General features: G+C 37.7%; 21 protein-coding genes and 1 other RNA gene. 19 read left to right on the forward strand and 3 right to left on the reverse strand.

What is annotated here, in order from left to right:
* Nucleotides 1-5 precede the first annotated feature (5 nt).
* From mraY to pepC, 10 genes are all read left to right on the forward strand, one after another.
* The gene (mraY, locus tag GPZ88_RS06545; RefSeq protein WP_074603656.1) at nt 6-1019 is read left to right on the forward strand and encodes a phospho-N-acetylmuramoyl-pentapeptide-transferase; all 1014 of its coding nucleotides are present in this window, start codon (nt 6-8) and stop codon (nt 1017-1019) included.
* A gap of 201 nt (nt 1020-1220) precedes the next feature.
* The gene (locus tag GPZ88_RS06550) at nt 1221-2564 is read left to right on the forward strand and encodes a DEAD/DEAH box helicase (protein ID WP_166043767.1); all 1344 of its coding nucleotides are present in this window, start codon (nt 1221-1223) and stop codon (nt 2562-2564) included.
* Nucleotides 2565-2757: 193 nt separating this feature from the next.
* A complete protein-coding gene (locus tag GPZ88_RS06555; RefSeq protein WP_166043769.1) occupies nt 2758-3585 on the forward strand; it encodes a transporter substrate-binding domain-containing protein in 828 nt (275 codons plus the stop codon).
* 14 nt (nt 3586-3599) lie between these two features.
* Nucleotides 3600-4403, forward strand: a complete 804-nt coding sequence (locus GPZ88_RS06560; protein WP_166043771.1) for an amino acid ABC transporter permease — start codon at nt 3600-3602, stop codon at nt 4401-4403.
* Nucleotides 4403-5146: an amino acid ABC transporter ATP-binding protein gene (locus tag GPZ88_RS06565; protein ID WP_166043773.1), complete on the forward strand. Its 744-nt coding sequence runs from the start codon at nt 4403-4405 to the stop codon at nt 5144-5146. The genes GPZ88_RS06560 and GPZ88_RS06565 overlap by 1 nt, the downstream gene beginning before the upstream one ends.
* Before the next feature lie 82 nt (nt 5147-5228).
* Complete coding sequence (locus GPZ88_RS06570) at nt 5229-5453, forward strand: DUF4059 family protein (RefSeq protein WP_039695906.1); 225 nt, start codon at nt 5229-5231, stop codon at nt 5451-5453.
* 66 nt (nt 5454-5519) lie between these two features.
* A complete protein-coding gene (gene trxB, locus GPZ88_RS06575; RefSeq protein WP_039695905.1) occupies nt 5520-6434 on the forward strand; it encodes a thioredoxin-disulfide reductase in 915 nt (304 codons plus the stop codon).
* A 247-nt stretch (nt 6435-6681) separates the two neighbouring features.
* A complete protein-coding gene (locus tag GPZ88_RS06580) occupies nt 6682-8142 on the forward strand; it encodes a nicotinate phosphoribosyltransferase (RefSeq protein ID WP_074561296.1) in 1461 nt (486 codons plus the stop codon).
* Nucleotides 8142-8966 carry an ammonia-dependent NAD(+) synthetase gene (gene nadE, locus GPZ88_RS06585; RefSeq protein ID WP_166043775.1) on the forward strand — a complete coding sequence of 275 codons (825 nt, stop codon included), beginning with the start codon at nt 8142-8144 and terminating at the stop codon, nt 8964-8966. The genes GPZ88_RS06580 and nadE overlap by 1 nt, the downstream gene beginning before the upstream one ends.
* A gap of 229 nt (nt 8967-9195) precedes the next feature.
* Nucleotides 9196-10533 (forward strand): aminopeptidase C, encoded by a 1338-nt coding sequence (gene pepC, locus GPZ88_RS06590; protein WP_158913232.1) that lies wholly within the window; start codon nt 9196-9198, stop codon nt 10531-10533.
* 83 nt (nt 10534-10616) lie between these two features.
* Here pepC and pbp1a read toward each other — a convergent pair whose 3' ends face one another.
* Both pbp1a and recU read right to left on the reverse strand, forming a co-directional pair.
* A complete protein-coding gene (gene pbp1a, locus GPZ88_RS06595; RefSeq protein WP_158913234.1) occupies nt 10617-12833 on the reverse strand; it encodes a penicillin-binding protein PBP1A in 2217 nt (738 codons plus the stop codon).
* The gene (recU, locus tag GPZ88_RS06600) at nt 12820-13428 is read right to left on the reverse strand and encodes a Holliday junction resolvase RecU (RefSeq protein WP_158913236.1); all 609 of its coding nucleotides are present in this window, start codon (nt 13426-13428) and stop codon (nt 12820-12822) included. The genes pbp1a and recU overlap by 14 nt, the downstream gene beginning before the upstream one ends.
* A 74-nt stretch (nt 13429-13502) precedes the next feature.
* Here recU and GPZ88_RS06605 point away from each other — a divergent pair, with 74 nt between their 5' ends.
* The 6 genes from GPZ88_RS06605 to GPZ88_RS06630 all read left to right on the forward strand — a co-directional run bounded on the left by GPZ88_RS06605 (nt 13503) and on the right by GPZ88_RS06630 (nt 18789).
* Nucleotides 13503-14021 carry an SLOG family protein gene (locus GPZ88_RS06605; protein ID WP_074869957.1) on the forward strand — a complete coding sequence of 173 codons (519 nt, stop codon included), beginning with the start codon at nt 13503-13505 and terminating at the stop codon, nt 14019-14021.
* A gap of 127 nt (nt 14022-14148) precedes the next feature.
* Nucleotides 14149-14478 (forward strand): cell division regulator GpsB, encoded by a 330-nt coding sequence (gpsB, locus tag GPZ88_RS06610; RefSeq protein ID WP_006531162.1) that lies wholly within the window; start codon nt 14149-14151, stop codon nt 14476-14478.
* A gap of 87 nt (nt 14479-14565) precedes the next feature.
* Nucleotides 14566-14931, forward strand: an RNA gene (gene rnpB, locus GPZ88_RS06615) — RNase P RNA component class B.
* A 168-nt stretch (nt 14932-15099) separates the two neighbouring features.
* Nucleotides 15100-16272 (forward strand): THUMP domain-containing class I SAM-dependent RNA methyltransferase, encoded by a 1173-nt coding sequence (locus GPZ88_RS06620; RefSeq protein ID WP_039695898.1) that lies wholly within the window; start codon nt 15100-15102, stop codon nt 16270-16272.
* Nucleotides 16273-16335: 63 nt separating this feature from the next.
* Nucleotides 16336-17877, forward strand: a complete 1542-nt coding sequence (locus tag GPZ88_RS06625; RefSeq protein ID WP_166043777.1) for a cell division site-positioning protein MapZ family protein — start codon at nt 16336-16338, stop codon at nt 17875-17877.
* Between the two features lie 147 nt (nt 17878-18024).
* A complete protein-coding gene (locus tag GPZ88_RS06630; protein WP_074565072.1) occupies nt 18025-18789 on the forward strand; it encodes a (S)-acetoin forming diacetyl reductase in 765 nt (254 codons plus the stop codon).
* 89 nt (nt 18790-18878) lie between these two features.
* On the opposite strand, the gene GPZ88_RS06635 is transcribed toward GPZ88_RS06630, so the two are convergent.
* Nucleotides 18879-19364 carry an S-ribosylhomocysteine lyase gene (locus GPZ88_RS06635; RefSeq protein WP_039695895.1) on the reverse strand — a complete coding sequence of 162 codons (486 nt, stop codon included), beginning with the start codon at nt 19362-19364 and terminating at the stop codon, nt 18879-18881.
* A gap of 149 nt (nt 19365-19513) precedes the next feature.
* Here GPZ88_RS06635 and GPZ88_RS06640 point away from each other — a divergent pair, with 149 nt between their 5' ends.
* From GPZ88_RS06640 to rpoZ, 3 genes are all read left to right on the forward strand, one after another.
* Complete coding sequence (locus GPZ88_RS06640; RefSeq protein WP_039695894.1) at nt 19514-21121, forward strand: ribonuclease Y; 1608 nt, start codon at nt 19514-19516, stop codon at nt 21119-21121.
* 159 nt (nt 21122-21280) lie between these two features.
* On the forward strand, nt 21281-21898 hold the full coding sequence (gene gmk, locus GPZ88_RS06645; protein ID WP_003063524.1) for a guanylate kinase: 618 nt from the start codon (nt 21281-21283) through the stop codon (nt 21896-21898).
* Between the two features lie 23 nt (nt 21899-21921).
* Nucleotides 21922-22236 (forward strand): DNA-directed RNA polymerase subunit omega, encoded by a 315-nt coding sequence (rpoZ, locus tag GPZ88_RS06650; protein WP_014334364.1) that lies wholly within the window; start codon nt 21922-21924, stop codon nt 22234-22236.
* The last annotated feature ends 56 nt before the right edge of the window (nt 22237-22292 follow it).

Genomic DNA, 22292 nt, shown 5'->3' on the forward strand with positions numbered 1-22292 from the left:
CTAAAATGTTTTTAAGTTTAATTGCAGGTATTGTCGCCTTTGCCTTGACAGTATTTGCTATGCCGCATTTTATTCGTATTTATCAATTGAAAAAAATTGGTGGGCAACAAATGCACGAGGATGTCAAACAACATTTGGCTAAAGCTGGAACACCAACAATGGGTGGGACAGTCTTTCTAACAGTTGCCATTCTTGTTAGTCTTGTCTTTAGTTTCTTTATTGAAAGACAAGCTGGTGCTTCAATGGGAGCAACCGTAGGAATTTTAATGGTTCTTTTGATTTATGGAATTGTTGGATTCCTTGATGATTTCTTGAAAATCTTTAAACAAATCAATGAAGGTTTGACACCTTGGCAAAAAATGAGTTTGCAAATTATTGGTGGTTTGATTTTCTATTTTGTTCACGTGCGTCCAAGTGGAACAGATGATTTGAATGTCTTTGGATTTGATTTACACCTTGGCGTTCTTTATGTTGCCTTTGTTCTTTTCTGGATTGTTGGATTTTCAAATGCGGTTAACTTGACTGATGGGATTGACGGTTTGGCTTCAATTTCAGTAGCTATTAGTTTGGCAGCTTACGGTGTTATCGCAGTTGTTCAAAAACAATTTGACGTACTTTTGATTATTGTCACTATGATTGGTGCTTTGTTTGGTTTCTTTGTTTTCAATCACAAACCAGCTAAGGTCTTCATGGGTGATGTGGGAAGCTTGGCACTGGGTGCGATGCTTGCTGCAATTTCAATTGCCCTTCGTCAAGAATGGACATTGCTAATCATTGGATTTGTTTACGTTTTTGAAACAGCTTCAGTAATGCTTCAAGTATCTTACTTTAAATACACTAAGAAAAAATATGGTGAAGGTCGTCGTATCTTCCGTATGACACCATTCCACCATCATTTGGAGCTTGGTGGTTTGTCTGGAAAATCAGAAAAATGGTCTGAATGGAAAGTTGATGCTTTCTTGTGGAGCGTCGGAGCTATCGCAAGCATCCTCACATTGATTTTCCTTTATGTCTTATAATAGTGAAAGCGAGTTGAGATATTCTCAGCTCGTTTTTTTACTTCTTAAAGCGCATAGTGCTTTGCTTTAATCCCCCTTTTAATGATATAATAGAAAGGAATGAAAAAATTCACCTAGCAGCTCTTAGCTAGGGATGAAACGATAAACAGATATAGAGAAATTTCAAGTAACACTTGATGAGATAAGAAATTGAGGTAAAACATGTCTTTTAACGATTTTAATTTTAAGCCCTACATCCGTGAGGCACTCGCAGAGCTTAAATTCAAAAATCCGACAGAAGTGCAACAAAAATTAATTCCTGTTGTACGTTCAGGTCGTGATTTGGTAGGTGAATCTAAAACAGGTTCAGGGAAAACACACACTTTCTTGCTACCTATCTTTGAAAAATTGGATGAAACAAGCGACAACGTTCAAGTTGTTATCACAGCACCAAGCCGTGAATTGGCAACACAAATCTATCAAGCTACAAAACAAATTGCGGATAAATCTGAAGCAGAAATCCGTGTAGCAAATTATGTTGGTGGGACAGATAAACTTCGTCAAATTGAGAAATTAAAATCATCTCAACCACATATCGTCATCGGAACACCTGGTCGTATTTATGATTTGGTTAAATCTGGCGACCTTGAAATCTACAAGGCACACACTTTTGTCGTTGATGAAGCTGATATGACGCTTGATATGGGATTCCTTGATACGGTTGATAAGATTGCTAGCACATTGCCAAAAGATGTTCAAATTTTGGTCTTCTCAGCAACTATTCCACAAAAATTGCAACCGTTCTTGAAGAAATATTTGACAAATCCTGTCATGGAAAAAATAAAGACAACAACAGTTATCGCAGATACCATCGATAACTGGTTGGTATCCACTAAAGGGCGTGATAAAAATGCTCAAATTTTAGAAATCACAAAAGCTCTTAACCCATACCTTGCTATGATTTTTGTGAACACCAAAGAACGTGCGGATGAATTGCACAGCTACCTTGTATCAAATGGTTTGAAAGTTGCTAAAATCCACGGTGGTATTCCACCACGTGAACGTAAACGTACGATGAACCAAATCAAAAAACTGTCTTACGAATACATCGTGGCAACAGATTTGGCAGCGCGTGGGATTGATATTGAAGGGGTTAGTCACGTTATCAACGATGCGATTCCGCAAGATTTGTCATTCTTTGTTCACCGTGTTGGACGTACAGGACGTAATGGTTTGAATGGTATTGCGATTACTTTGTACCAACCAAGTGATGATTCAGATATTCGTGAACTTGAAAAATTAGGCATTAAATTTGTACCGAAAATGCTTAAAAATGGTGAGTTCAAAGATACCTATGACCGTGATCGTCGTGCTAATCGTGAAAAATCATATCAAAAACTTGATACAGAAATGATTGGTTTGGTTAAGAAGAAAAAGAAAAAAATCAAACCAGGATACAAGAAAAAAATTCAATGGAAAGTTGATGAAAAACGCAAACGTGAACGCCGTGCCGCTAACCGTGCTAAAGGACGTGCTGAACGTAAAGCAAGAAAACAAACTTTCTAATATCAAAAGTAGTCTGAAACAAAAGTTTCAGGCTATTTTTTAGGCTCAAATAAAAAAATTAGACTATTGTGTCAAGAACTTAGCTCGATCTCATGATAGTTTTTCTCTATCAAGGTCATAGAAAATATATATTGGGCAGGCGCCTCTAAGTTTGGTAGACTGTAACAAAGATGATTAGAAAAGAGGAAGAGAGATGAAAAAGACAAACCTTTTAACAGTAGCCTTTTTGGCGGTAGTTGCTTTGGTGCTTTCAGCTTGCTCAACTCAAACGCAATCTGGTGGTAAAAAGGTCATCAAAGTAGCGACTGATTCAGACACAGCACCATTTACTTATAAGGAAAATAAAGCCTTTAAAGATTATGATATCGATGTGGTAAAAGCTATTTTCAAGGACTCAAAGGAATACAAAGTGGAGTTTGTGACAACAGCTTTTGATTCTATTTTGACGGGTGTGGATGCAGACCGTTATCAAATTGCGGCAAATGATTTTAATTACAATGAAGAACGTGCGCAAAAATACCTTTTCTCAGATCCAATTTCACACTCAAATTATGCGATTACGAGTGCTGAGGGGACAAGCTATGATAGTTTAGATGATTTATCGGGTAAAAAAACGGAAGTTATTTCAGGGTCAAATTACGCGCAAGTTTTGGAAAAATGGAACAAGGATAATCCAGATAAAGAACCGATTAAAATCAAGTATGCAGCAAGCTCAACTGGTTTAACGACACGTGTTCAACACATTGAAAATGGAACGATTGATTTTATTCTTTATGATGCCATTTCATCAAATTATTTGATTGAAGACCAAGGCTTTAATTTAACAGTAACTAATGTTAAAGGTGGAATTGGTGGCGAAAACGACGGACTAGAATACCTTTTATTCGCTGATACTAGTGATGGTAAAGAACTGCAAGCATTCGTTAATAAACGCCTTAAAACTCTAAAAGAAGATGGAACATTAGCTGAATTAAGTCAAACTTACTTTGGTGGAGATTTTGTCTCATCTGTTAAATCTTAAAAGAAGGAGTATTCATGTCTTTTATAATACTTACAACTGGCTTATCTTGGTATGCTAAGTTAGTTGAAAAAATACCTGAAGGTCAGCTCTTTAGCTGGCGTGCGGTTTTTGATGCCATTCCTGATTTGCTGGGACATTTGCCGACAACTCTTGGATTGACTTTAGCAGGTGCTTTCTTTGGTTTGATTTTAGCATTAGTCTTTGCTATTGTGAAAATCAATCGTCCTAAAGTTTTGTATCCTATTCAAGCTGTTTTTGTCAGTTTTTTACGTGGAACACCGATTTTGGTTCAGTTGATGCTGACTTATTACGGCATTCCACTCTTTTTAAAATTTCTTAAACTAAAATACGGATTTGACTGGAATATTAATGCCATTCCTGCATCGGTCTTTGCTGTGACAGCTTTTGCTTTTAATGAAGCTGCCTACACTAGCGAGACCATTCGTGCGGCCATTCAAGCTGTAAATGTTGGTGAAATCGAAGCTGCGCGTAGTCTTGGAATGACTTCGTTTCAAGTTTATCGCCGTGTGATTATTCCAAATTCTGCAGTGATTGCCACACCAACTTTGATTAATAGTTTAATTGGCTTAACTAAAGGAACATCACTAGCCTTTAATGCTGGAATTGTTGAAATGTTTGCGCAGGCGCAGATTTTGGGTGGGTCAGATTATCGTTACTTTGAACGATATATTTCGGTCGCTCTGGTTTACTGGATTATCAGTATTATTATCGAACAAATTGGGCGTTTAATTGAGAAAAAAATGGCTATTGATACTCCAAAAATAAGCCAAGATACGATAACAGGAGACATTCGCTAATGATTAAGATTACAAAATTAACAAAAGCATTCTCTGGTCAGAAGGTTTTAGATGGTTTAGATGTGGCTATTAAAAAGGGTGAAGTTTTAGCTCTTGTCGGGGCATCTGGAGCGGGAAAATCAACATTTTTACGTAGCTTAAATTATTTGGAACAAGCGGATTATGGTAGCATTGCTATCGATGATTTCAAAGTTGATTTTCAAAACATCACCAAAGAAGAAGTGCTTGAACTCCGTCGAAAACTGGCCATGGTTTTTCAGCAATTTAACCTTTTTGAACGCCGTACCGCACTTGAAAATGTCAAAGAAGGCTTAAAGATTGTCAAAAAACTATCAGATGTAGAGGCGACTAAGATTGCTAAAGAAGAATTAGCTAAAGTTGGGTTGTCTGATCGTGAGAATCATTACCCAAGGCATTTATCTGGTGGGCAAAAGCAGCGCGTGGCTTTAGCGCGAGCTCTTGCCATGAAACCTGATGTTCTTCTTTTAGATGAACCCACTTCTGCCCTTGATCCAGAGTTGGTTGGAGAAGTGGAAAAATCAATTGCAGATGCTGCAAAAGCAGGACAAACCATGATTTTGGTGAGCCATGATATGAATTTTGTTTATCAAGTGGCTGATAAAGTTCTCTTTTTGGATAAGGGACGTATTCTTGAAGCTGGTCGACCAGAAGAGATTTTTAAACATCCTAAAGAAGCAAGAACTAAAGAATTCTTTGCAAATTATACAAAAACGTATATTTAAAGACACAGATTTGATATAATAAGAGCTGAAAGTTTTTTTCAGCTTTTTTAGAGCAAAATAGAATACGAGTGCAAGGTGAAATATGTTTTTAGAAATTTTTAGTCTCTATATTCAGGGATTACTTTTATCAATTATCAGTGTTTTTTTAGTTGGTGTTTTTTGGAATTTTTGGCGAGCTAGACGCAAATATGATAAAACAGCCAAAGAACGCCAAGCTTTTTTGTATGATATTTTGATGATATCTATTATGGTCATTCCAGTTCTTTCTTTTGCTTTTATGGCCATTTTATTGATGTTTAAAGCATAATAATTGTGTTTTAGAGATGAGCTTGATAGAATAGAAAAATAATCGATAAAACGAGGTAAAAAATCCATGTACGATACATTAATTATTGGTTCAGGTCCTGCAGGGATGACTGCTGGTCTTTATGCCGCACGTGCTAACCTTAAAGTTGGTATTATTGAACAAGGTGCTCCTGGTGGGCAAATGAATAATACATCAGAAATTGAAAACTACCCAGGTTACGATCACATTTCTGGACCAGAATTGTCAATGAAAATGCACGCACCGCTTGAAAAATTTGGTGTGGAAAATATTTATGGTATCGTCAAAAGCATTGAAGATGCTGGCGATGTTAAGCGCGTCATCACTGAAGATGCTACTTATGAAGCTAAGACAATTATTTTGGCGACTGGTGCTAAAAACCGTGCCCTTGGCGTAGCTGGTGAAGAAGAGTACACAAGCCGTGGGGTGTCATACTGTGCAGTTTGTGATGGAGCATTCTTCCGTAACCAAGATTTATTAGTTGTCGGTGGTGGTGACTCAGCTGTTGAAGAAGCTGGTTATTTAACACAATTTGCAAAATCAGTAACCATTATTCATCGTCGCGATGAATTGCGCGCGCAAAAGATTTTGCAAGACCGTGCCTTTGCTAACGAGAAAATCAATTTCATCTGGGATTCCGTTGTTAAAGAAATCAAAGGAAATGATATCAAGGTTTCAGGTGTTGTTGTAGAAAATGTTAAAACTGGTGAAATCAGTGAACATGATTTTGGTGGTATTTTCATCTACGTTGGTGTTGACCCAGTTTCAAAAATGGTTGAAGGACTTGGTATTACAGATGAAGCTGGTTGGGTTATCGCAGATGACCACATGAAGACAGCTATTCCAGGTATCTTTGCCGTTGGTGACGTGCGTAAGAAAGAACTTCGACAAATCACAACAGCAGTTGGTGATGGCGCTATTGCTGGACAAGGTGTTTATCAATATATTGAAAATATGAAATAACAGAAAACCGAGATTTTATCTCGGTTTTTTTAGTGGCTGAAAAGCTAGAAAGACTGTGAAAAATTTTTCTGAAAGTCAGATTTTTTTCAAATCTTTGCGCAAAACCTCACAAAGTTTTAGCCAGTCTCTCGTAATTGTGCTATAATATGGGGGATAATTAATCTTTTGACAGATGCTAGCAGAGGTTGTTAAAACCAGATATGATAAGACTAGCATTGGGTCGATATTTTTAAAAAGGGGATACCACATGTATCAAGATGATAGTTTAACTCTCCACACAGATTTGTATCAAATTAATATGATGCAAGTTTATTTCGATAAAGGCATTCACAACCGTAAAGCGGTTTTTGAAGTCTTTTTCCGTAAAGAACCATTTTCAAATGGCTATGCTGTTTTTGCTGGTTTGCAACGTATGGTTGAATACCTTAAAAACCTTCGTTTTACAGAAACAGATATTGCTTACTTAGAAGATTTAGGTTATCCAGCTGATTTCATCGCTTATTTGAAAGATTTTAAATTAGAATTAACCATTCGTTCAGCTCAAGAAGGTGACCTTGTTTTCGCTAATGAACCAATCGTCCAAGTGGAAGGACCTTTGGCACAATGTCAATTGGTTGAAACAGCTTTGCTTAACATCGTAAACTTCCAAACATTGATTGCCACAAAAGCTGCTCGTATCCGTTCAGTTATTAATGATGAACCATTGCTAGAATTTGGTAGCCGTCGTGCTCAAGAAATGGATGCAGCAATTTGGGGAACACGTGCTGCTGTAATCGGTGGTGCTAATGCCACATCAAATGTTCGTGCTGGTAAAATGTTTGATATTCCAGTGTCAGGAACACATGCACATGCTCTTGTTCAAGCTTACGGTGATGACTATGAAGCCTTCATGGCTTACGCAGGCACTCACAAAGATTGCGTCTTTTTGGTTGATACTTATGATACACTTCGTTTGGGTGTTCCAGCAGCTATTCGTGTAGCCAATGAACTTGGTGACAAGATTAACTTTCTTGGAGTTCGTATTGACTCTGGTGATATGGCTTACTTGTCTAAAAAAATCCGCGAACAATTGGATGCTGCAGGTTACCCAGATGCTAAAATTTACGCTTCAAATGATTTGGATGAAAATACCATTCTTAACCTTAAAATGCAAAAAGCCAAAATTGACGTTTGGGGTGTTGGTACAAAACTTATCACAGCTTATGACCAACCAGCTCTTGGTGCTGTTTACAAAATTGTCTCAATCGAAGATGAAAACGGTGTAATGCAAGACACTATCAAATTGTCTAACAACGCTGAAAAAGTGTCTACACCAGGTAAAAAACAAGTTTGGCGCATCACAAGTCGCGAAAGAAATAAAACAGAAGGTGACTACATCACTTTCACTGATACAGATGTTAACCAACTTGATGAAGTTTACATGTTCCACCCAACATACACTTACATCAATAAAACAGTAAAAGATTTTGAAGCTGTTCCTCTCCTTGTTGATATCTTTGATAAAGGTGAATTGGTTTACGATTTGCCAACACTTGCTGAAATCCAAGATTATGCTCGCAAAGAATACGACAAACTTTGGGACGAATACAAACGTCTACTTAACCCACAAGATTATCCAGTTGACTTGTCACAAGAAGTTTGGCAAAACAAAATGGATCTTATCGACCGTATTCGCAAAGAAGCTCAACAAAAAGGAGAAGTTAAGTAATGACTTTACAAGAAAAAATTATTGCTGAATTAGGTGTTAAACCAAGTATTGATGCTAAAGAAGAAATCCGTGTCTCTGTTGATTTCTTGAAAGATTACATGAAAAAACATTCTTTCTTGAAATCTTATGTGCTTGGTATTTCTGGTGGTCAAGATTCTAGCTTGGCAGGACGTTTGGCACAAATCGCTATGGAAGAATTGCGTGCTGAAACTGGTGATGACAGCTATAAATTCATCGCAGTTCGTTTGCCATACGGTGTTCAAGCTGACGAAGAAGATGCACAACGTGCGCTTAAATTCATCAAACCAGATGTTAGCATTGCTGTAAATATCAAAGAAGCTGTTGATGGACAAGTTCATGAACTTGAAAAAGCTGGTATTGACGTTTCTGACTTTAACAAAGGGAACATCAAAGCTCGTCAACGTATGATTACTCAATACGCTGTAGCAGGTGCAAATAGCGGTGCTGTTATCGGTACTGACCACGCTGCAGAAAACATCACTGGATTCTTTACAAAATTTGGTGATGGTGGTGCTGACGTGATTCCACTTTATCGCCTTAACAAACGTCAAGGTAAACAATTATTGGCAGAGCTTGGTGCTGACCCAGCTATCTACGAAAAAATTCCAACAGCTGATTTGGAAGAAAATCGTCCAGGTATTGCTGATGAAGTGGCACTAGGCGTTACTTACAACGATATCGATGATTATCTTGAAGGTAAAACAGTTTCAGCAGAAGCACAAGCTAAAATCGAAAACTGGTGGAATAAAACAGAACACAAACGTCACTTGCCAATTACAGTATTTGACGATTTTTGGAAATAAATTTCAAAATTAAAAAGCCCTATTTGGGCTTTTTTGTTTGGTTTTAGTATTATTATTTGAAAATTCTGACATATACTGCTATGAAAGTTTACACATTTTTTTGAAAGTTTTAAAAAGTTCTACAATTTCTCTTGAAAAATGCTTAATAAGCGCTATAATGGTTATTAGTTAAGTTAGGTTAAGTCAGAAAATATTACATGAGAGCTTAGCCACAATTATAGGAGGAATTATGTCAGAATTATCATCAACATTTACTGATAAGCTATTTGCTGATTTTCAAGCTGATAGCAAATTGCGTGCTGTTGAAAATGCTGTAACTCACAATGGGTTGTTAAAATCTCTTGAAACACGTCAAAGTGAAATGGAAAACGACCACGCTTTTTCAATTGATTTAACAAAAGATAAAGTTGCTAACCAAAAAGCTTCAGGTCGTTGCTGGATGTTTGCAGCTCTTAATACTTTCCGTCATAAAATGATCTCAGACCTTAACTTGGAAAACTTCGAACTTTCTCAAGCTCACACATTCTTCTGGGACAAATACGAAAAATCAAACTGGTTCTTAGAACAAGTTATTGCAACTGCTGACCAAGAACTTGGTAGCCGTAAAGTAAAATTCTTACTTGATGTGCCACAACAAGATGGTGGTCAATGGGATATGGTTGTTGCTCTTTTTGAAAAATACGGTGTTGTGCCCAAAGCTGCTTACCCAGAATCAATTTCATCAAGCAATAGCCGTGAATTGAACCAATACCTTAACAAACTATTGCGTCAAGATGCTCAAATTTTGCGTGAAGCTATTGCAGCAGGTGCAGATGACAAAGCTGTTCAAGCTAAAAAAGAAGAACTTCTTCAAGAAGTCTTCAATTTCTTAGCTATTAACCTTGGCTTGCCACCACGTACATTTGATTTTGCTTACCGTGATAAAGACAATAACTATCATTCAGATAAAAATATCACACCACAAGAATTCTTCAAAAAATACGTTGGTTTAGATCTTTCTGAATACGTATCAGTTATCAATGCCCCAACAGCTGACAAACCTTATGGTAAATCATACACTGTTGAAATGCTTGGTAACGTGGTTGGTAGCCGTGACGTTCGTTACATCAACCTTGATATGGAACGTTTCAAAGAATTGGCTATCGCACAAATGCAAGCTGGTGAAACTGTTTGGTTTGGTTCTGATGTTGGCCAAATTTCAGACCGCCAAAAAGGTATCATGGCAACAAATGTTTACGATTTTGAAACAGCTATGGATATCAACTTCACACAAGATAAAGCAGGTCGTCTTGATTACAGCGAAAGCTTGATGACACACGCTATGGTTCTTACAGGTGTTGATTTGGACGAAAATGGCAAATCTCTTAAATGGAAAGTTGAAAATTCATGGGGAGAAAAAGTTGGTAACAAAGGTTACTTTGTTGCTTCTGATGCTTGGATGGATGAATTCACTTACCAAATCGTGGTACGTAAAGAATTCTTGACAGCAGAAGAACGAGCTGCTTATGAAGCTGAACCAATCGTTCTTGCACCTTGGGATCCAATGGGAGCTCTTGCAAGCAAATAATATAAAACTAAAAACGTTAGCTGATATCAGCTAGCGTTTTTTGGCACAATAAAATCACCTCTGACTAAGCAGAGGTGATTTTATTATTCGTTACTTTCAGTGCTGCTTTTAGCATCAGTAGATTCACTGCTTTCTGAGTTAGCTTCTGTTGATGAAGTATCTTCGCTAGATGATTGACTAGATGAAGCTTCTTCAGAAGAGCTTGAGCTTGAACCATAGATGTTGCTGTAGACTGAGCTTGATGATGGTGAATAAGTGTAATTACTTGAGCCACTTAGGTAAGCATAACCGCCACTTGTGTAAACACCTTTAGGAACCTCAAAGTCTTCGCTTCCGCTACCGTATTTTTCGTTGAGGTAACTTTGCATAGCTTTGTAAACATCAGCTGCAACGTTTAGACCGTTACCGTAAATTGGTGTCATACGGTTTTTGTAACCTGTCCAAACAGCCATTGAGTACTGTGGTGTGTATCCGACAAACATTTCATCAGGAGCCATTGTTCCGACAGCACTATTGTAAATGCCTGTTGATTCTTCGATTTCAGCAAGTTCATCGTCTGAGTAGTTTGATGTACCTGTTTTACCAGCTTGGTAGATACCTGGGAGAGCAGCTCTCGTACCAGTACCGTATGTCAAAACAGTTTTCATCATTGAAGTCATCAAGTAAGCTGTTGTTTCTTTCATTGCACGGCTACCAGATGCGCTAAATGATTTACTTGTACCATCGTTGAATTCGATTTTGTTGACATATTGTGGTTCGTAGTAGATTCCACCGTTAGCAAATGCGGCATAGGCAGCAGCCATTTTTTCACTACTTGCACCGTATTTTTGGCTAGAATCACTTGTTGAACTTGAGATAGCATTTGAGTAGTAAAGTTGTGGGTAGTAAATGCCAAGACCTTCCAAGAATGATTTAGCTTTATTTAAGCCGACGGATTCAAGGGCTCTAACCGCTGGTACGTTACGTGATTGTTGGATAGCGGTTTGAATGGTCATGTTGCCGTAGTATTGACGGTCCCAGTTATAAATTTGAGTTGAAGTGCCTGGCCAGTAGTATTTGCTATCGCTAGTGACAGCAGCAGTACTTGTGTAGACACCATTTTCAATCGCTGGAGCATAGTCTGTGATTGGTTTCATTGTAGAACCCCAGTCACGGTCAGTTAGAACGGCTTGGTTAGTTCCGAGTGAAACGGTTGTATCTTGGTTACGTGAACCAAGTTGAGCAATAACTTTACCAGTGCTTACGTCAACAACAGTTGAGGCAACTTGTAAGTCTGTATCTGGGTAATAGACATAAGAGTCTGTGTTGTAGATATCCCAGAGGTATTTTTGAGCTTCTGTATCAACGTTTGTGTAAACCTTCAAACCAGCTGAGTAGATATCTTGACCAGTTTTGTCGCTTACTTCTTGAATAACTTCTTTGATGTAGTTATCAAGATAAGGTTCATAACTTGTTGATTCAGTTAGTGTTTGCAGACCATCTGTGACTGGAGTAGCACGAGCTGTATCGTATTCAGATTTTGTAATGTTACCATCTTCATACATTTCAGCAAGAACAGTGTCACGACGGTTTTGAGCAGCTTCTGGATTTGTGTAAGGGTCATATTGACTTGGTGCTTGAGGAATACCAGCAAGTAAAGCCAACTGTGCAATAGACAAATCCTTCAAATCTTTACCGTAGTAAGATTTAGCTGCTGTTAGCATACCATAGTTACCGTTACCCATGTACACTTTGTTAATGTAGAAGGTAAGAATTTCTTCTTTGGTATACTTACGTTCCATTTGAAGAGCTAGCCAAGCTTCTTGAGCTTTACGTTTCAAGGTTTGGTCAGATTCACTTGTTGAGAAGTAAGCCAATTTGATTAACTGTTGGTCAAGTGTTGAACCACCTTGTGTGCTAGAACTTGTAAAGTTATTTAGCGCTGCTCCGAGGATACGGTAAACATCGATACCACGGTGTTTGAAGAAACGTTTATCTTCGATAGAAGTCACTGCATTAACCAAGTTCAATGGAATGCTGTTAGCTGATACGCTCTCACGTTTTTCAGAACCCAAGTCAGCAATTAAGGTTCCGTTGGTATCATAAATCAGACTTGAGTTAGTTGATGATAATTTAGCTGCTGTTAGTTTTGGTGTGCTGCTAACATAGAATGCAAAGATTGAGCCACCAATTAGAAAACCAGCAACAACCAAAGACATCATAGTGATTAAACCGTATTTTAGCACCTTAAGAGCAGTTGCTTTAGATGCAGGATTGCTTGTTCGTCTGTGTTTTGTTGTTTTCTTTTTAATTGTGATCACCGCCTAATATTTTTTGATCGATAATGTCCAAATAAGGAACTTGAGGGAGTGAACTTGTTGTCACCATATACCCATTTTTTCTGATATAATCAAGTGGCATGGATTTGGTGCCGAGGTTGATTTGGTAAAAGTCTACTAGAGCACTAGCGGGTAAGAAATAAGTTTCCTTAAGTGTCGAAAAGTGAAGTAGTACAAAGCAGATGCCGTCTTGCTTTAAGACATGTTTCATGTGCTCAATCTGGTGAGCGTGGAAGTTTTTTAAGGGCATGGAAGTCTTTTGTCGCGTTTCTTTCGCTTCAAAGTCAATGTAGCGTCCTTTGTAGACACCAGAATAATCGGTCGTGGATGCTTGGCGAAAGTAAGCTTCTACAATTTTGGCACGGCTTCTTTTGGGATAATCAACTTTTACAATTTGAATTGGGGTTGGTTTTTTGTGAACGACAGCAATATCACGAGATAAGTAGTAATTATTAGTTTCATTGATTGCTGCTTCAAAACTCATCCCACGATTAGCAAAGTTAATCGTTGATTTTGTGTTCTTCCTAGAAGCTGGGGCTGCTTGTTTTCGAATAAGATGATGAGGGTAATTAACCATAAAACTCCTAACATTCATGCTTAAGTCAATATAAGCACTACTATTATAACATATTTTTAGAAAGGAAACAGGTTATGACTGCAATTCTCGTCACGGGCTATAAGAGTTTTGAACTTGGTATTTTTCAAGAAAAAGACCAACGAATCGAGATTATCAAGAAGGCGATTAGGCATGATTTGATTCGTTATTTTGATGAAGGAGTTGATTGGTTAATCTTTATGGGAAACCTTGGATTTGAATATTGGGCATTACAGGTTGCAAAAGAGCTCCAAGAGGAGTATGATTTTAGTATTGCTACTATTTTCACTTTTGAAAATCATGGTCATAATTGGAACGAAGCCAATCAAGTCAAATTGAGTGAGTTCAAACAGGTGGATTTTGTGAAGTATTCCTATAAAGAGTATGAAAATCCAAGTCAGTTTAGAGCGTACAATCAATTTTTAGTAGATAATACAGACGGTGCTTACCTTTTTTATGATCCAGAAAATGAAACAAATCTGAAATATCTGGTAGAAGTCATGCGAGAAAAAGGTAACTATCCTATCCAGTATTTAACCTTTGATCGCCTTAATGAATTCCTTGAAGATTGGTAATGAATTTTTAATAATGATTTAAAGGTAAATGCTTGATTTTTCACTAAATTTTCTGTAACATATATCTTGATATGACGTTTTCGTATTCGAAGGTTAACTAGAATAGTTTTGTTTGGAGAGAGATAGAATGGCAAGTATTATTTTTAGTCCTAAGGACATTTTTGAACAAGAATTCAAAACCAGCATGCGTGGTTATGATAAAAAAGAAGTAGACGAGTTCCTTGATGATGTTATCAAAGATTATGAATCTTATATTTCTCAACTTCAAGAACTACGTGCTGAAAATGAAAAATTAAAACAAGAATTGGCTGCTAAACCAAAAGCAGCACCAGCAACTTCTTATGTTGCTCCACAGGCTGAGCACGCACGTGTTGCTCAAACTGCAACAAACTTCGATATTTTGAAACGTATTAGTCGTTTGGAAAAAGAAGTTTTTGGTAAACAAATCACTGAATAATAACTTTTTAGTCGGTTTCGACAAAGTTATTAAATGAGTTTGTATGTGACTTATCTTCCTTTACGAAGGTAAGAAAGATAAATTGCAATTTTTGGATAATCGCGTGGTATTCTAATACCATGAGGAAAGTCCATGCTAGCACTGGCTGTGATGCCGGTAGTGTTTGTGCTAGGTGAATTAATAAGCCTAGGGACATCTTGTGATGTTACGGCGAGTGAAAAGGCTAAGTCTTTGATATGCCTAAATAGCTCTGAAAAGTGCCACAGTGACGTAGTTCTTGAGGAAACTCGAGAAGTGGAACGCGGTAAACCCCTCAAGCTAGCAACCCAAACTTTGGTAGGGGCACGGGATAGTAGGAATCCGAACGATCTATCCTGACTGGAAACAGTAGACAGATGATTATCGAAGGAGATAAGACCTAGTTATCTCTGGAACAAAACATGGCTTATAGAAAATTGCATATAGGTATCTAGCTAGCTTAGGCTAGCTTTTATTTTTGTATTTTAATACTAAATCGAGGCTCGATTTGGTATTTGAAAATTAATTGATTTTTACTAGCTATAAGCTAGTAAAACGTGTTAAACTTATAGATAAGTATTTTGATGAAATAGGAATGTGTGAATGAAAAAAACATTTAATTTAGTGGCGACTGCAGCTGCAGGGCTTGAAGCTGTTGTTGGGCGCGAAATCCGTGATTTAGGGATTGATTGCCAGGTTGAAAATGGTAAAGTACGTTTTCAAGGGGATGTTAGAACGATTATTACAACAAACCTTTGGCTTCGTGCGGCTGACCGTGTCAAAATTGTTGTTGGAGAATTTCCAGCACGTACCTTTGAAGAATTATTCCAAGGAGTTTACAAATTAGATTGGGAAAATTACTTGCCTTTAGGTGCTAAATTCCCAATTTCAAAAGCAAAATGTGTCAAATCAAAATTGCACAATGAGCCAAGTGTTCAAGCTATCAGTAAAAAAGCAGTTGTAAAAAAACTTCAAAAAGTTTACCACCGTCCAGATGGTGTTCCTTTGCAAGAAAATGGTGCGGAATTCAGAATTGAAGTATCTATTTTGAAAGATAAAGCAACCGTTATGATTGATACCACTGGTGCTAGTCTCTTTAAACGTGGTTACCGTGTGGAAAAAGGAGGCGCTCCGATTAAAGAAAATATGGCAGCTGCTATTATTGAATTGTCAAACTGGTACCCAGATAAACCATTTATCGACCCAACATGCGGTTCAGGAACATTTTGTATTGAAGCTGCTATGATTGGGATGAACATCGCACCCGGTTTTAACCGTGATTTTGCCTTTGAAGAGTGGAATTGGGTAGATGCTGATTTGGTTCAAAAAGTTCGTGATGAGGCTGAAGAAAAAGCTAACTACGATATCGAGCTTGATATTTCAGGATTTGATATTGATGGTCGCATGATTGAAATCGCTAAGAAAAATGCAGAAGAAGCAGGGCTTGGCGATGTCATCAAATTGAAACAAATGCGTCTTCAAGACTTGAAAACCGATAAAATCAACGGCGTTATCATTTCTAACCCACCTTACGGTGAGCGATTGCTTGATGACAAAGCAGTCGACATCTTGTATAATGAGATGGGACAGACCTTTGCACCACTTAAAACATGGAGCAAATTTATTCTGACCAGCGATGAACAGTTTGAACGAAAATACGGGTCACAAGCTGATAAAAAACGTAAATTGTATAATGGTACTCTTAGAGTTGATTTGTACCAATTTTACGGTGAACGTGTTAAACGCTCTGCTATCACGCAAGCAAAAGAAAAGTAAGGAAAAGTGCGCTTAACAACATCGTTAAGCAGTTGAGATTTTATTTAGAGAGGTGACCAGAACGTGTCAGAAAAAAAAGACATGCCATCTTCTGAAGAAAAAGATGGGCTTAACTTTGAAGATGTTAAAAATCTAACCATTGAAGAAGCTGTTCGAAAAGATTCTGAAATGAAAGCTGGAATTACTGAGTCTGATGGCGTTTTAGATAAGTATATTAAACAGCACCGAGATGAAGTAACATCGCAAAAATTTGAAACAAAGTTATCTGATTTTGAAGATTTAGATACAAAAGCTTTGGATAACTTTATTAAAAAACAACGTGAAGAACTTGTTAACAGCGGAATTGTTAGTAAGGACGTTTTTGAGGAAACTGCTGAACCTAAATCAGAAGTTGAATCAGAAGAAGTAGCTGAACCAGTCGTTGAAGAGACTGAAGTTAAAGAGGTTGAGGCTGAGCCTGAGTCTGAACCAGTCGAAACTGTTGACACAGAAAAAGAAGCAGCAACAGAAGTAGGGACAACTACTCCGGAAGTTGAAGAAACTGTAACTGCTGTTGAAGAAGCAAAAGAAGACCCTGTAGCAATTCCTGCTGAAGAGGTTAAAGAAGCAGAAAAAGAAGCAACTTCGATTGCTCTTTCAGCTGATGATAACAAACCAACGTCTAAGAAAAAACGTGTTATCATTGGTGGTTTAGCAGCTCTTGTTGTCGCTATTTTTGGTGCAGGCTATGCGCTACACTACACTAAAGATTCAACAACCACAGTAGCTAGCTCATCAACTTCATCAAGCCAGAAAAAAACGACATCAAGTTCAAGTGCTGCAGAAAAAGCTAAAAAAGCCAAAAAAGCTTTTGATGATGCATATGCAGCTTTGTTCACTGATGACACTAAAACGAAGTTGAAAAACAGTGAATTTGACAAGATTTCTGTTCTAAAAGAAAAATTGGATGACCTAAAAGGTACTGATTTTTATGATGCTGCTAAAAAACAATACGATACTGTAGCAGCTCACATTACAGCTATTAAAGCAATCAACGCTTTGTTTGAAAAAGACGTTATTGTTGATGGTAAGAAAGTTTCAGGAACTGTTAAAGCTGATGCCAAATTCGACAGCTTATCTAGTGATGTTTTGAATACAGGTGACGCTAACTTGGATAATTTATTGCAATCAGTGATTACTGATGGTAAAAATCAATTAGCGGCTAAAGCACAATCAAGTAGCCAAGCGCAAGCAGCTTCTAACTCTGCCAGCCAGACAGAAAGCAATGATAAAGCAGCTGAAGCTAAACCAGCAGCGCCTGCATCTGATAATTCAAATCTTCAACGAGATAAGAGTCGTGTTCCTTATAACGACTCAGCGATTGCTGATTCAAATAATCCAGCTTGGACATTTGGTGATGGTGTACTTGAAAAAATCGTTTCAACATCACAAACTCGTGGTTATTTCTCTGGAAATGATTATATTCTTGAAAAAGTTAATATTATTAATGGTAATGGTTACTACAACATGTTTAGAAAAGACGGAACTTACCTCTTCTCAATTAACTGTAAAACAGGTTATTTTGTAGGTAATGGTTCAGGCCACTCTGACGCTTTGGATTATTAATTTTTAAAGGCGATTCCTAGAATAGGGCGCCTTTTTTGTTTGTATTTTCAAAGTAATGAAAAAATCTGTGAAAAGATTCAAAAAGTTTGACACTAAAATTTGTAAGCGCTATAATTAACCTAATTTAAAGATTAAGGGGTGATATTTATGGTAAAAGTAGCCATTGTTACTGGTGCAGGTCAAGGAATTGGCTTTGCCATTGCTAAACGTCTTCACGCTGATGGATTTAAGATTGGAATCTTGGATTATAACCAAGAAACTGCTGAAAAAGCTGTTCAAGAACTGTCGCCACAGGATGCTTACGCTGTTGTAGCAGATGTTTCTAAACGTGAAGAAGTTGCTAAGGCTTTTGAACAGGTTGTTGAGCATTTCGGAGATTTGTCGGTAGTTGTTAATAACGCAGGGGTTGCACCAACAACGCCTTTAGATACTATCACAGAAGAAGTCTTCGAACGTACTTTTGCCATTAATGTCGGTGGTACTATTTGGGGTGCTCAAGCAGCTTTAGCTGAGTTTAAAAAATTAGGTCATGGCGGTAAAATTATCAATGCTTCTTCACAAGCTGGTGTCGTTGGTAATCCAAATCTAACGATTTATGGTGGTAGTAAATTTGCCATTCGTGGTATCACACAAACCCTAGCGCGTGATTTGGCAGATTATGGTATTACGGTAAATGCTTATGCACCAGGTATTGTTAAAACACCGATGATGTTTGATATTGCTCATGAAGTTGGTAAAAATGCTGGTAAAGATGATGAATGGGGCATGCAAACTTTTGCTAAAGATATTACCCTTAAACGTTTATCTGAACCAGAAGATGTAGCTAAAGCTGTTAGCTTCCTAGCAGGACCAGATTCTGATTACATCACTGGGCAAACCATTATTGTTGATGGTGGTATGCAATTCCACTAAGACATCTATAAATCAAAAAAGACAGGGAAAGTCATTTCTCTGTCCTTTTTGGTGTAAAAAAAAGCCAGCTGCTAGCTGACTTAAAAGATTTAGATGACGTGACGTTCAAATGGATCGTCTGAGATACCATCTTTAAGAATAAGTTTTGCCCATTCTTTTGCTGTAAATAGACTGTGGTCTTTGTAGTTACCACAAGACTCGATAGTAGTACCTGGAACGTCATCCCATGATGTTACAGTAGCGATTTCTTCTAAACTTGATTTGATGACTTTGGCAATTTCAGTGGTGTTGTGTTTGCCCCACATAATCAAATGGAAACCAGTACGGCAGCCAAATGGTGAACAGTCAATCATTCCGTCGATACGTTCACGGATAAGTTTAGCGAGCAAGTGTTCGATTGTGTGCAGTCCAGCAGTTGGAATAGCATTTTCATTTGGTTGAACAAGACGAATATCAAAGTTTGTAATCACATCACCTTTAGGACCAACTTCCTCAGAAATAAGACGGACATAAGGTGCTTTAACAATTGTATGGTCAAGTTCGAAACTTTCTACAGTTACTTCTTTTTTAGACATAATAGACTCCTTTTTTATTCCTCTAATAATCATATCATAAATTTTAGTAAAACGCTTTACAATTTTAAATTGTGAAAAAACTCGATTTATGGTAAACTTGAAAGTAGCTTTCTATAGATGAAATCTAAAATTTTTATTGAGGTAAAAACATGGCAAATATTATTATCTTGGTTGTTTTTGCCCTCATTGGTTTGATAGTTGGTTATGCACTAATTTCCATCAGACTTAAGTCTGCGAAAGAAGCTGCAGAACTCACTCTTTTAAATGCAGAACAGGATGCTGTGAATCTACGTGGTAAGGCTGAATTAGAAGCTGAGCACATTAGAAAATCAGCTGAGCGAGAAACGAAAGCTCATCGCAAAGAATTACTGATCGAAGCAAAAGAAGAGGCTAGAAAATATCGAGAAGAGATTGAAAAAGAATTTAAATCTGAAAGACAAGAGTTAAAACAAATGGAGACTCGTTTGACAGAACGAGCGTCTTCTCTTGATCGCAAGGATGAAAATCTAACCAGCAAAGAAAAAGTGTTGGATAGTAAAGAACAAAGTCTAACCGATAAATCTAGACACATTAATGAGCGTGAAAAACAAATCGGAGAACTCGAAGAACAGAAAAAAGCGGAACTTGAACGTGTAGCTTTGATGACGATTGCAGAAGCGCGTGAAATTATTTTGACGGAAACTGAAACTAATTTGACGCATGAAATTGCCACTCGTATTAAAGATGCTGAACGTGAGGTTCGCGATAAGTCTAACAAGCTCGCCAAAAATATTCTCGCTCAAGCCATGCAACGAATGGCTGGTGAATACGTTACTGAGCAAACCATTACAACTGTTCATCTTCCTGATGATAGTATGAAAGGTCGTATTATTGGTCGTGAGGGACGTAACATTCGTACCCTTGAAAGTTTGACAGGGATTGATGTCATCATTGATGACACTCCTGAAGTGGTCGTTCTTTCAGGATTCGATCCAATCCGTCGCGAAATTGCTCGTATGACCTTGGAAGCTCTAATTCAAGATGGTCGAATTCACCCAGCACGCATTGAAGAATTGGTTGAAAAGAACCGCTTGGAAATGGATAACCGCATTCGTGAATATGGTGAAGCTGCTGCTTTTGAAATCGGTGCAGTAAACTTGCATCCTGATTTAATTAAAATTATGGGACGTTTGCAATTTAGAACGTCATATGGTCAAAATGTTCTTCGTCACTCAGTTGAAGTTGGTAAGATGGCTGGTATTCTTGCTAGCGAACTTGGCGAAAACGTAATGCTTGCTCGTCGTGCAGGTTTCTTGCATGATATGGGTAAAGCCATTGACCGTGAAGTCGAAGGTAGCCACGTTGAGATTGGTGCAGAATTTGCTCGTAAATACAAAGAAAACCCAATCGTGGTTAATGCAATTGCAAGTCACCACGGAGATGTAGAACCTGAAAGTGTCATTGCCGTTATTGTTGCAGCAGCGGATGCTCTTAGCTCAGCTCGTCCAGGTGCTCGTAATGAGTCTATGGAAAACTACATCAAACGTCTACGTGATTTGGAAGAAATTGCCAAGAGCTTCGATGGCGTTCAAAACAGCTATGCCTTGCAAGCTGGACGCGAAATTCGTATCATGGTGCAACCAAATAAAATTTCCGATGATGAGGTAACAATCATCGCACACAAAGTTCGTGAAAAAATTGAAAATAACCTTGATTACCCTGGTAATATTAAAGTTACAGTTATTCGTGAACTACGTGCAGTCGATTACGCAAAATAATGAAATAGACAAGAAGAAGTACGTTTTAGATGTGCTTCTTTTTAATGTGAAGGAGCTTGTAAATTCCCTTGAAATATAGCCTTATCTTTGATATACTAGACTGTAGTCTAATTGATAAAAAGCAAGTCTTAACTTGTAGTCTATAATAAGGAGAGTGGCATGACCGAACGTGGTTTGTTAATTGTTTTCTCAGGACCTTCTGGGGTTGGTAAGGGAACAGTTCGCCAAGAAATTTTTTCAACACCTGATCATAAATTTGAGTATTCTGTTTCTATGACAACGCGCCAAAAGCGTCCAGGAGAAGTTGATGGCGTTGATTATTTCTTCCGAACTCGTGAAGAATTTGAAGAGCTTATTAAAAATGGTCAAATGTTGGAATATGCTGAATATGTAGGCAACTACTACGGCACACCACTGACTTACGTTAATGAAACGCTCGATAAAGGAATCGATGTATTCCTTGAAATCGAAGTTCAAGGGGCTCTTCAAGTTAAGAAAAAAGTTCCAGATGGTGTCTTCATTTTCTTGACTCCACCAGATTTGGACGAATTAAAAGATCGTTTGGTCGGTCGTGGTACTGATAGCGAAGAAGTTATCCGCCAACGTATCGAACGTGCTAAAGAAGAGATTGCTTTGATGCGCGAATACGATTATGCTGTTGTTAATGACGAAGTGCCTTTGGCAGCTGAACGCGTTAAACGCATTATCGAAGCAGAACATTTCCGTGTTGATCGTGTTATTGGACGTTACAACGACATGATTAAAGACATTGACTAAAAGAGAGAAGAGAGAAAAAAGCTATGATGTTAAAACCTTCTATTGACACTTTGCTTGATAAAGTGCCATCAAAATACTCACTTTGCATTCTTCAAGCTAAACGCGCTCACGAACTTGAAGCTGGTGCAAAACCAACTCAAGAATTCAAATCAGTAAAAGCTACTTTGCAAGCTCTTGAAGAAATTGAATCTGGTAACGTTGTTATCCACCCAGATCCAGAAGCAAAACGTGCTGCTGTACATGCTCGTATCGAAGCAGAACGCTTGGCGAAAGAAGAAGAAGAACGTAAAATCAAAGAACAAATCGCTAAAGAAAAAGAAGAAGGAGAAAAAATCTAAGGTATTTTATCTTAGATTTTTCTTGTAATAAATCATTGTGATAAAGTAAACAAGTA

The sequence above is a fragment of the Streptococcus ruminicola genome, from assembly GCF_011387195.1.
GTDB classification, from domain to species: domain Bacteria; phylum Bacillota; class Bacilli; order Lactobacillales; family Streptococcaceae; genus Streptococcus; species Streptococcus ruminicola.

What these genes read in the sequence shown, in the direction of transcription:
- gpsB (WP_006531162.1), top strand. Translation starts at nt 14,149, where the DNA reads ATGGCAAGTATTATTTTTAGTCCTAAGGACATTTTTGAACAAGAATTC.
- GPZ88_RS06580 (WP_074561296.1), top strand. Translation starts at nt 6,682, where the DNA reads ATGTATCAAGATGATAGTTTAACTCTCCACACAGATTTGTATCAAATT.
- GPZ88_RS06640 (WP_039695894.1), top strand. Translation starts at nt 19,514, where the DNA reads ATGGCAAATATTATTATCTTGGTTGTTTTTGCCCTCATTGGTTTGATA.
- rpoZ (WP_014334364.1), top strand. Translation starts at nt 21,922, where the DNA reads ATGATGTTAAAACCTTCTATTGACACTTTGCTTGATAAAGTGCCATCA.
- nadE (WP_166043775.1), top strand. Translation starts at nt 8,142, where the DNA reads ATGACTTTACAAGAAAAAATTATTGCTGAATTAGGTGTTAAACCAAGT.
- GPZ88_RS06570 (WP_039695906.1), top strand. Translation starts at nt 5,229, where the DNA reads ATGTTTTTAGAAATTTTTAGTCTCTATATTCAGGGATTACTTTTATCA.
- GPZ88_RS06605 (WP_074869957.1), top strand. Translation starts at nt 13,503, where the DNA reads ATGACTGCAATTCTCGTCACGGGCTATAAGAGTTTTGAACTTGGTATT.
- recU (WP_158913236.1), bottom strand. Translation starts at nt 13,428, where the DNA reads ATGGTTAATTACCCTCATCATCTTATTCGAAAACAAGCAGCCCCAGCT.
- pepC (WP_158913232.1), top strand. Translation starts at nt 9,196, where the DNA reads ATGTCAGAATTATCATCAACATTTACTGATAAGCTATTTGCTGATTTT.
- GPZ88_RS06550 (WP_166043767.1), top strand. Translation starts at nt 1,221, where the DNA reads ATGTCTTTTAACGATTTTAATTTTAAGCCCTACATCCGTGAGGCACTC.
- GPZ88_RS06560 (WP_166043771.1), top strand. Translation starts at nt 3,600, where the DNA reads ATGTCTTTTATAATACTTACAACTGGCTTATCTTGGTATGCTAAGTTA.
- trxB (WP_039695905.1), top strand. Translation starts at nt 5,520, where the DNA reads ATGTACGATACATTAATTATTGGTTCAGGTCCTGCAGGGATGACTGCT.
- GPZ88_RS06635 (WP_039695895.1), bottom strand. Translation starts at nt 19,364, where the DNA reads ATGTCTAAAAAAGAAGTAACTGTAGAAAGTTTCGAACTTGACCATACA.
- GPZ88_RS06630 (WP_074565072.1), top strand. Translation starts at nt 18,025, where the DNA reads ATGGTAAAAGTAGCCATTGTTACTGGTGCAGGTCAAGGAATTGGCTTT.
- mraY (WP_074603656.1), top strand. Translation starts at nt 6, where the DNA reads ATGTTTTTAAGTTTAATTGCAGGTATTGTCGCCTTTGCCTTGACAGTA.
- gmk (WP_003063524.1), top strand. Translation starts at nt 21,281, where the DNA reads ATGACCGAACGTGGTTTGTTAATTGTTTTCTCAGGACCTTCTGGGGTT.
- GPZ88_RS06565 (WP_166043773.1), top strand. Translation starts at nt 4,403, where the DNA reads ATGATTAAGATTACAAAATTAACAAAAGCATTCTCTGGTCAGAAGGTT.
- GPZ88_RS06620 (WP_039695898.1), top strand. Translation starts at nt 15,100, where the DNA reads ATGAAAAAAACATTTAATTTAGTGGCGACTGCAGCTGCAGGGCTTGAA.
- GPZ88_RS06555 (WP_166043769.1), top strand. Translation starts at nt 2,758, where the DNA reads ATGAAAAAGACAAACCTTTTAACAGTAGCCTTTTTGGCGGTAGTTGCT.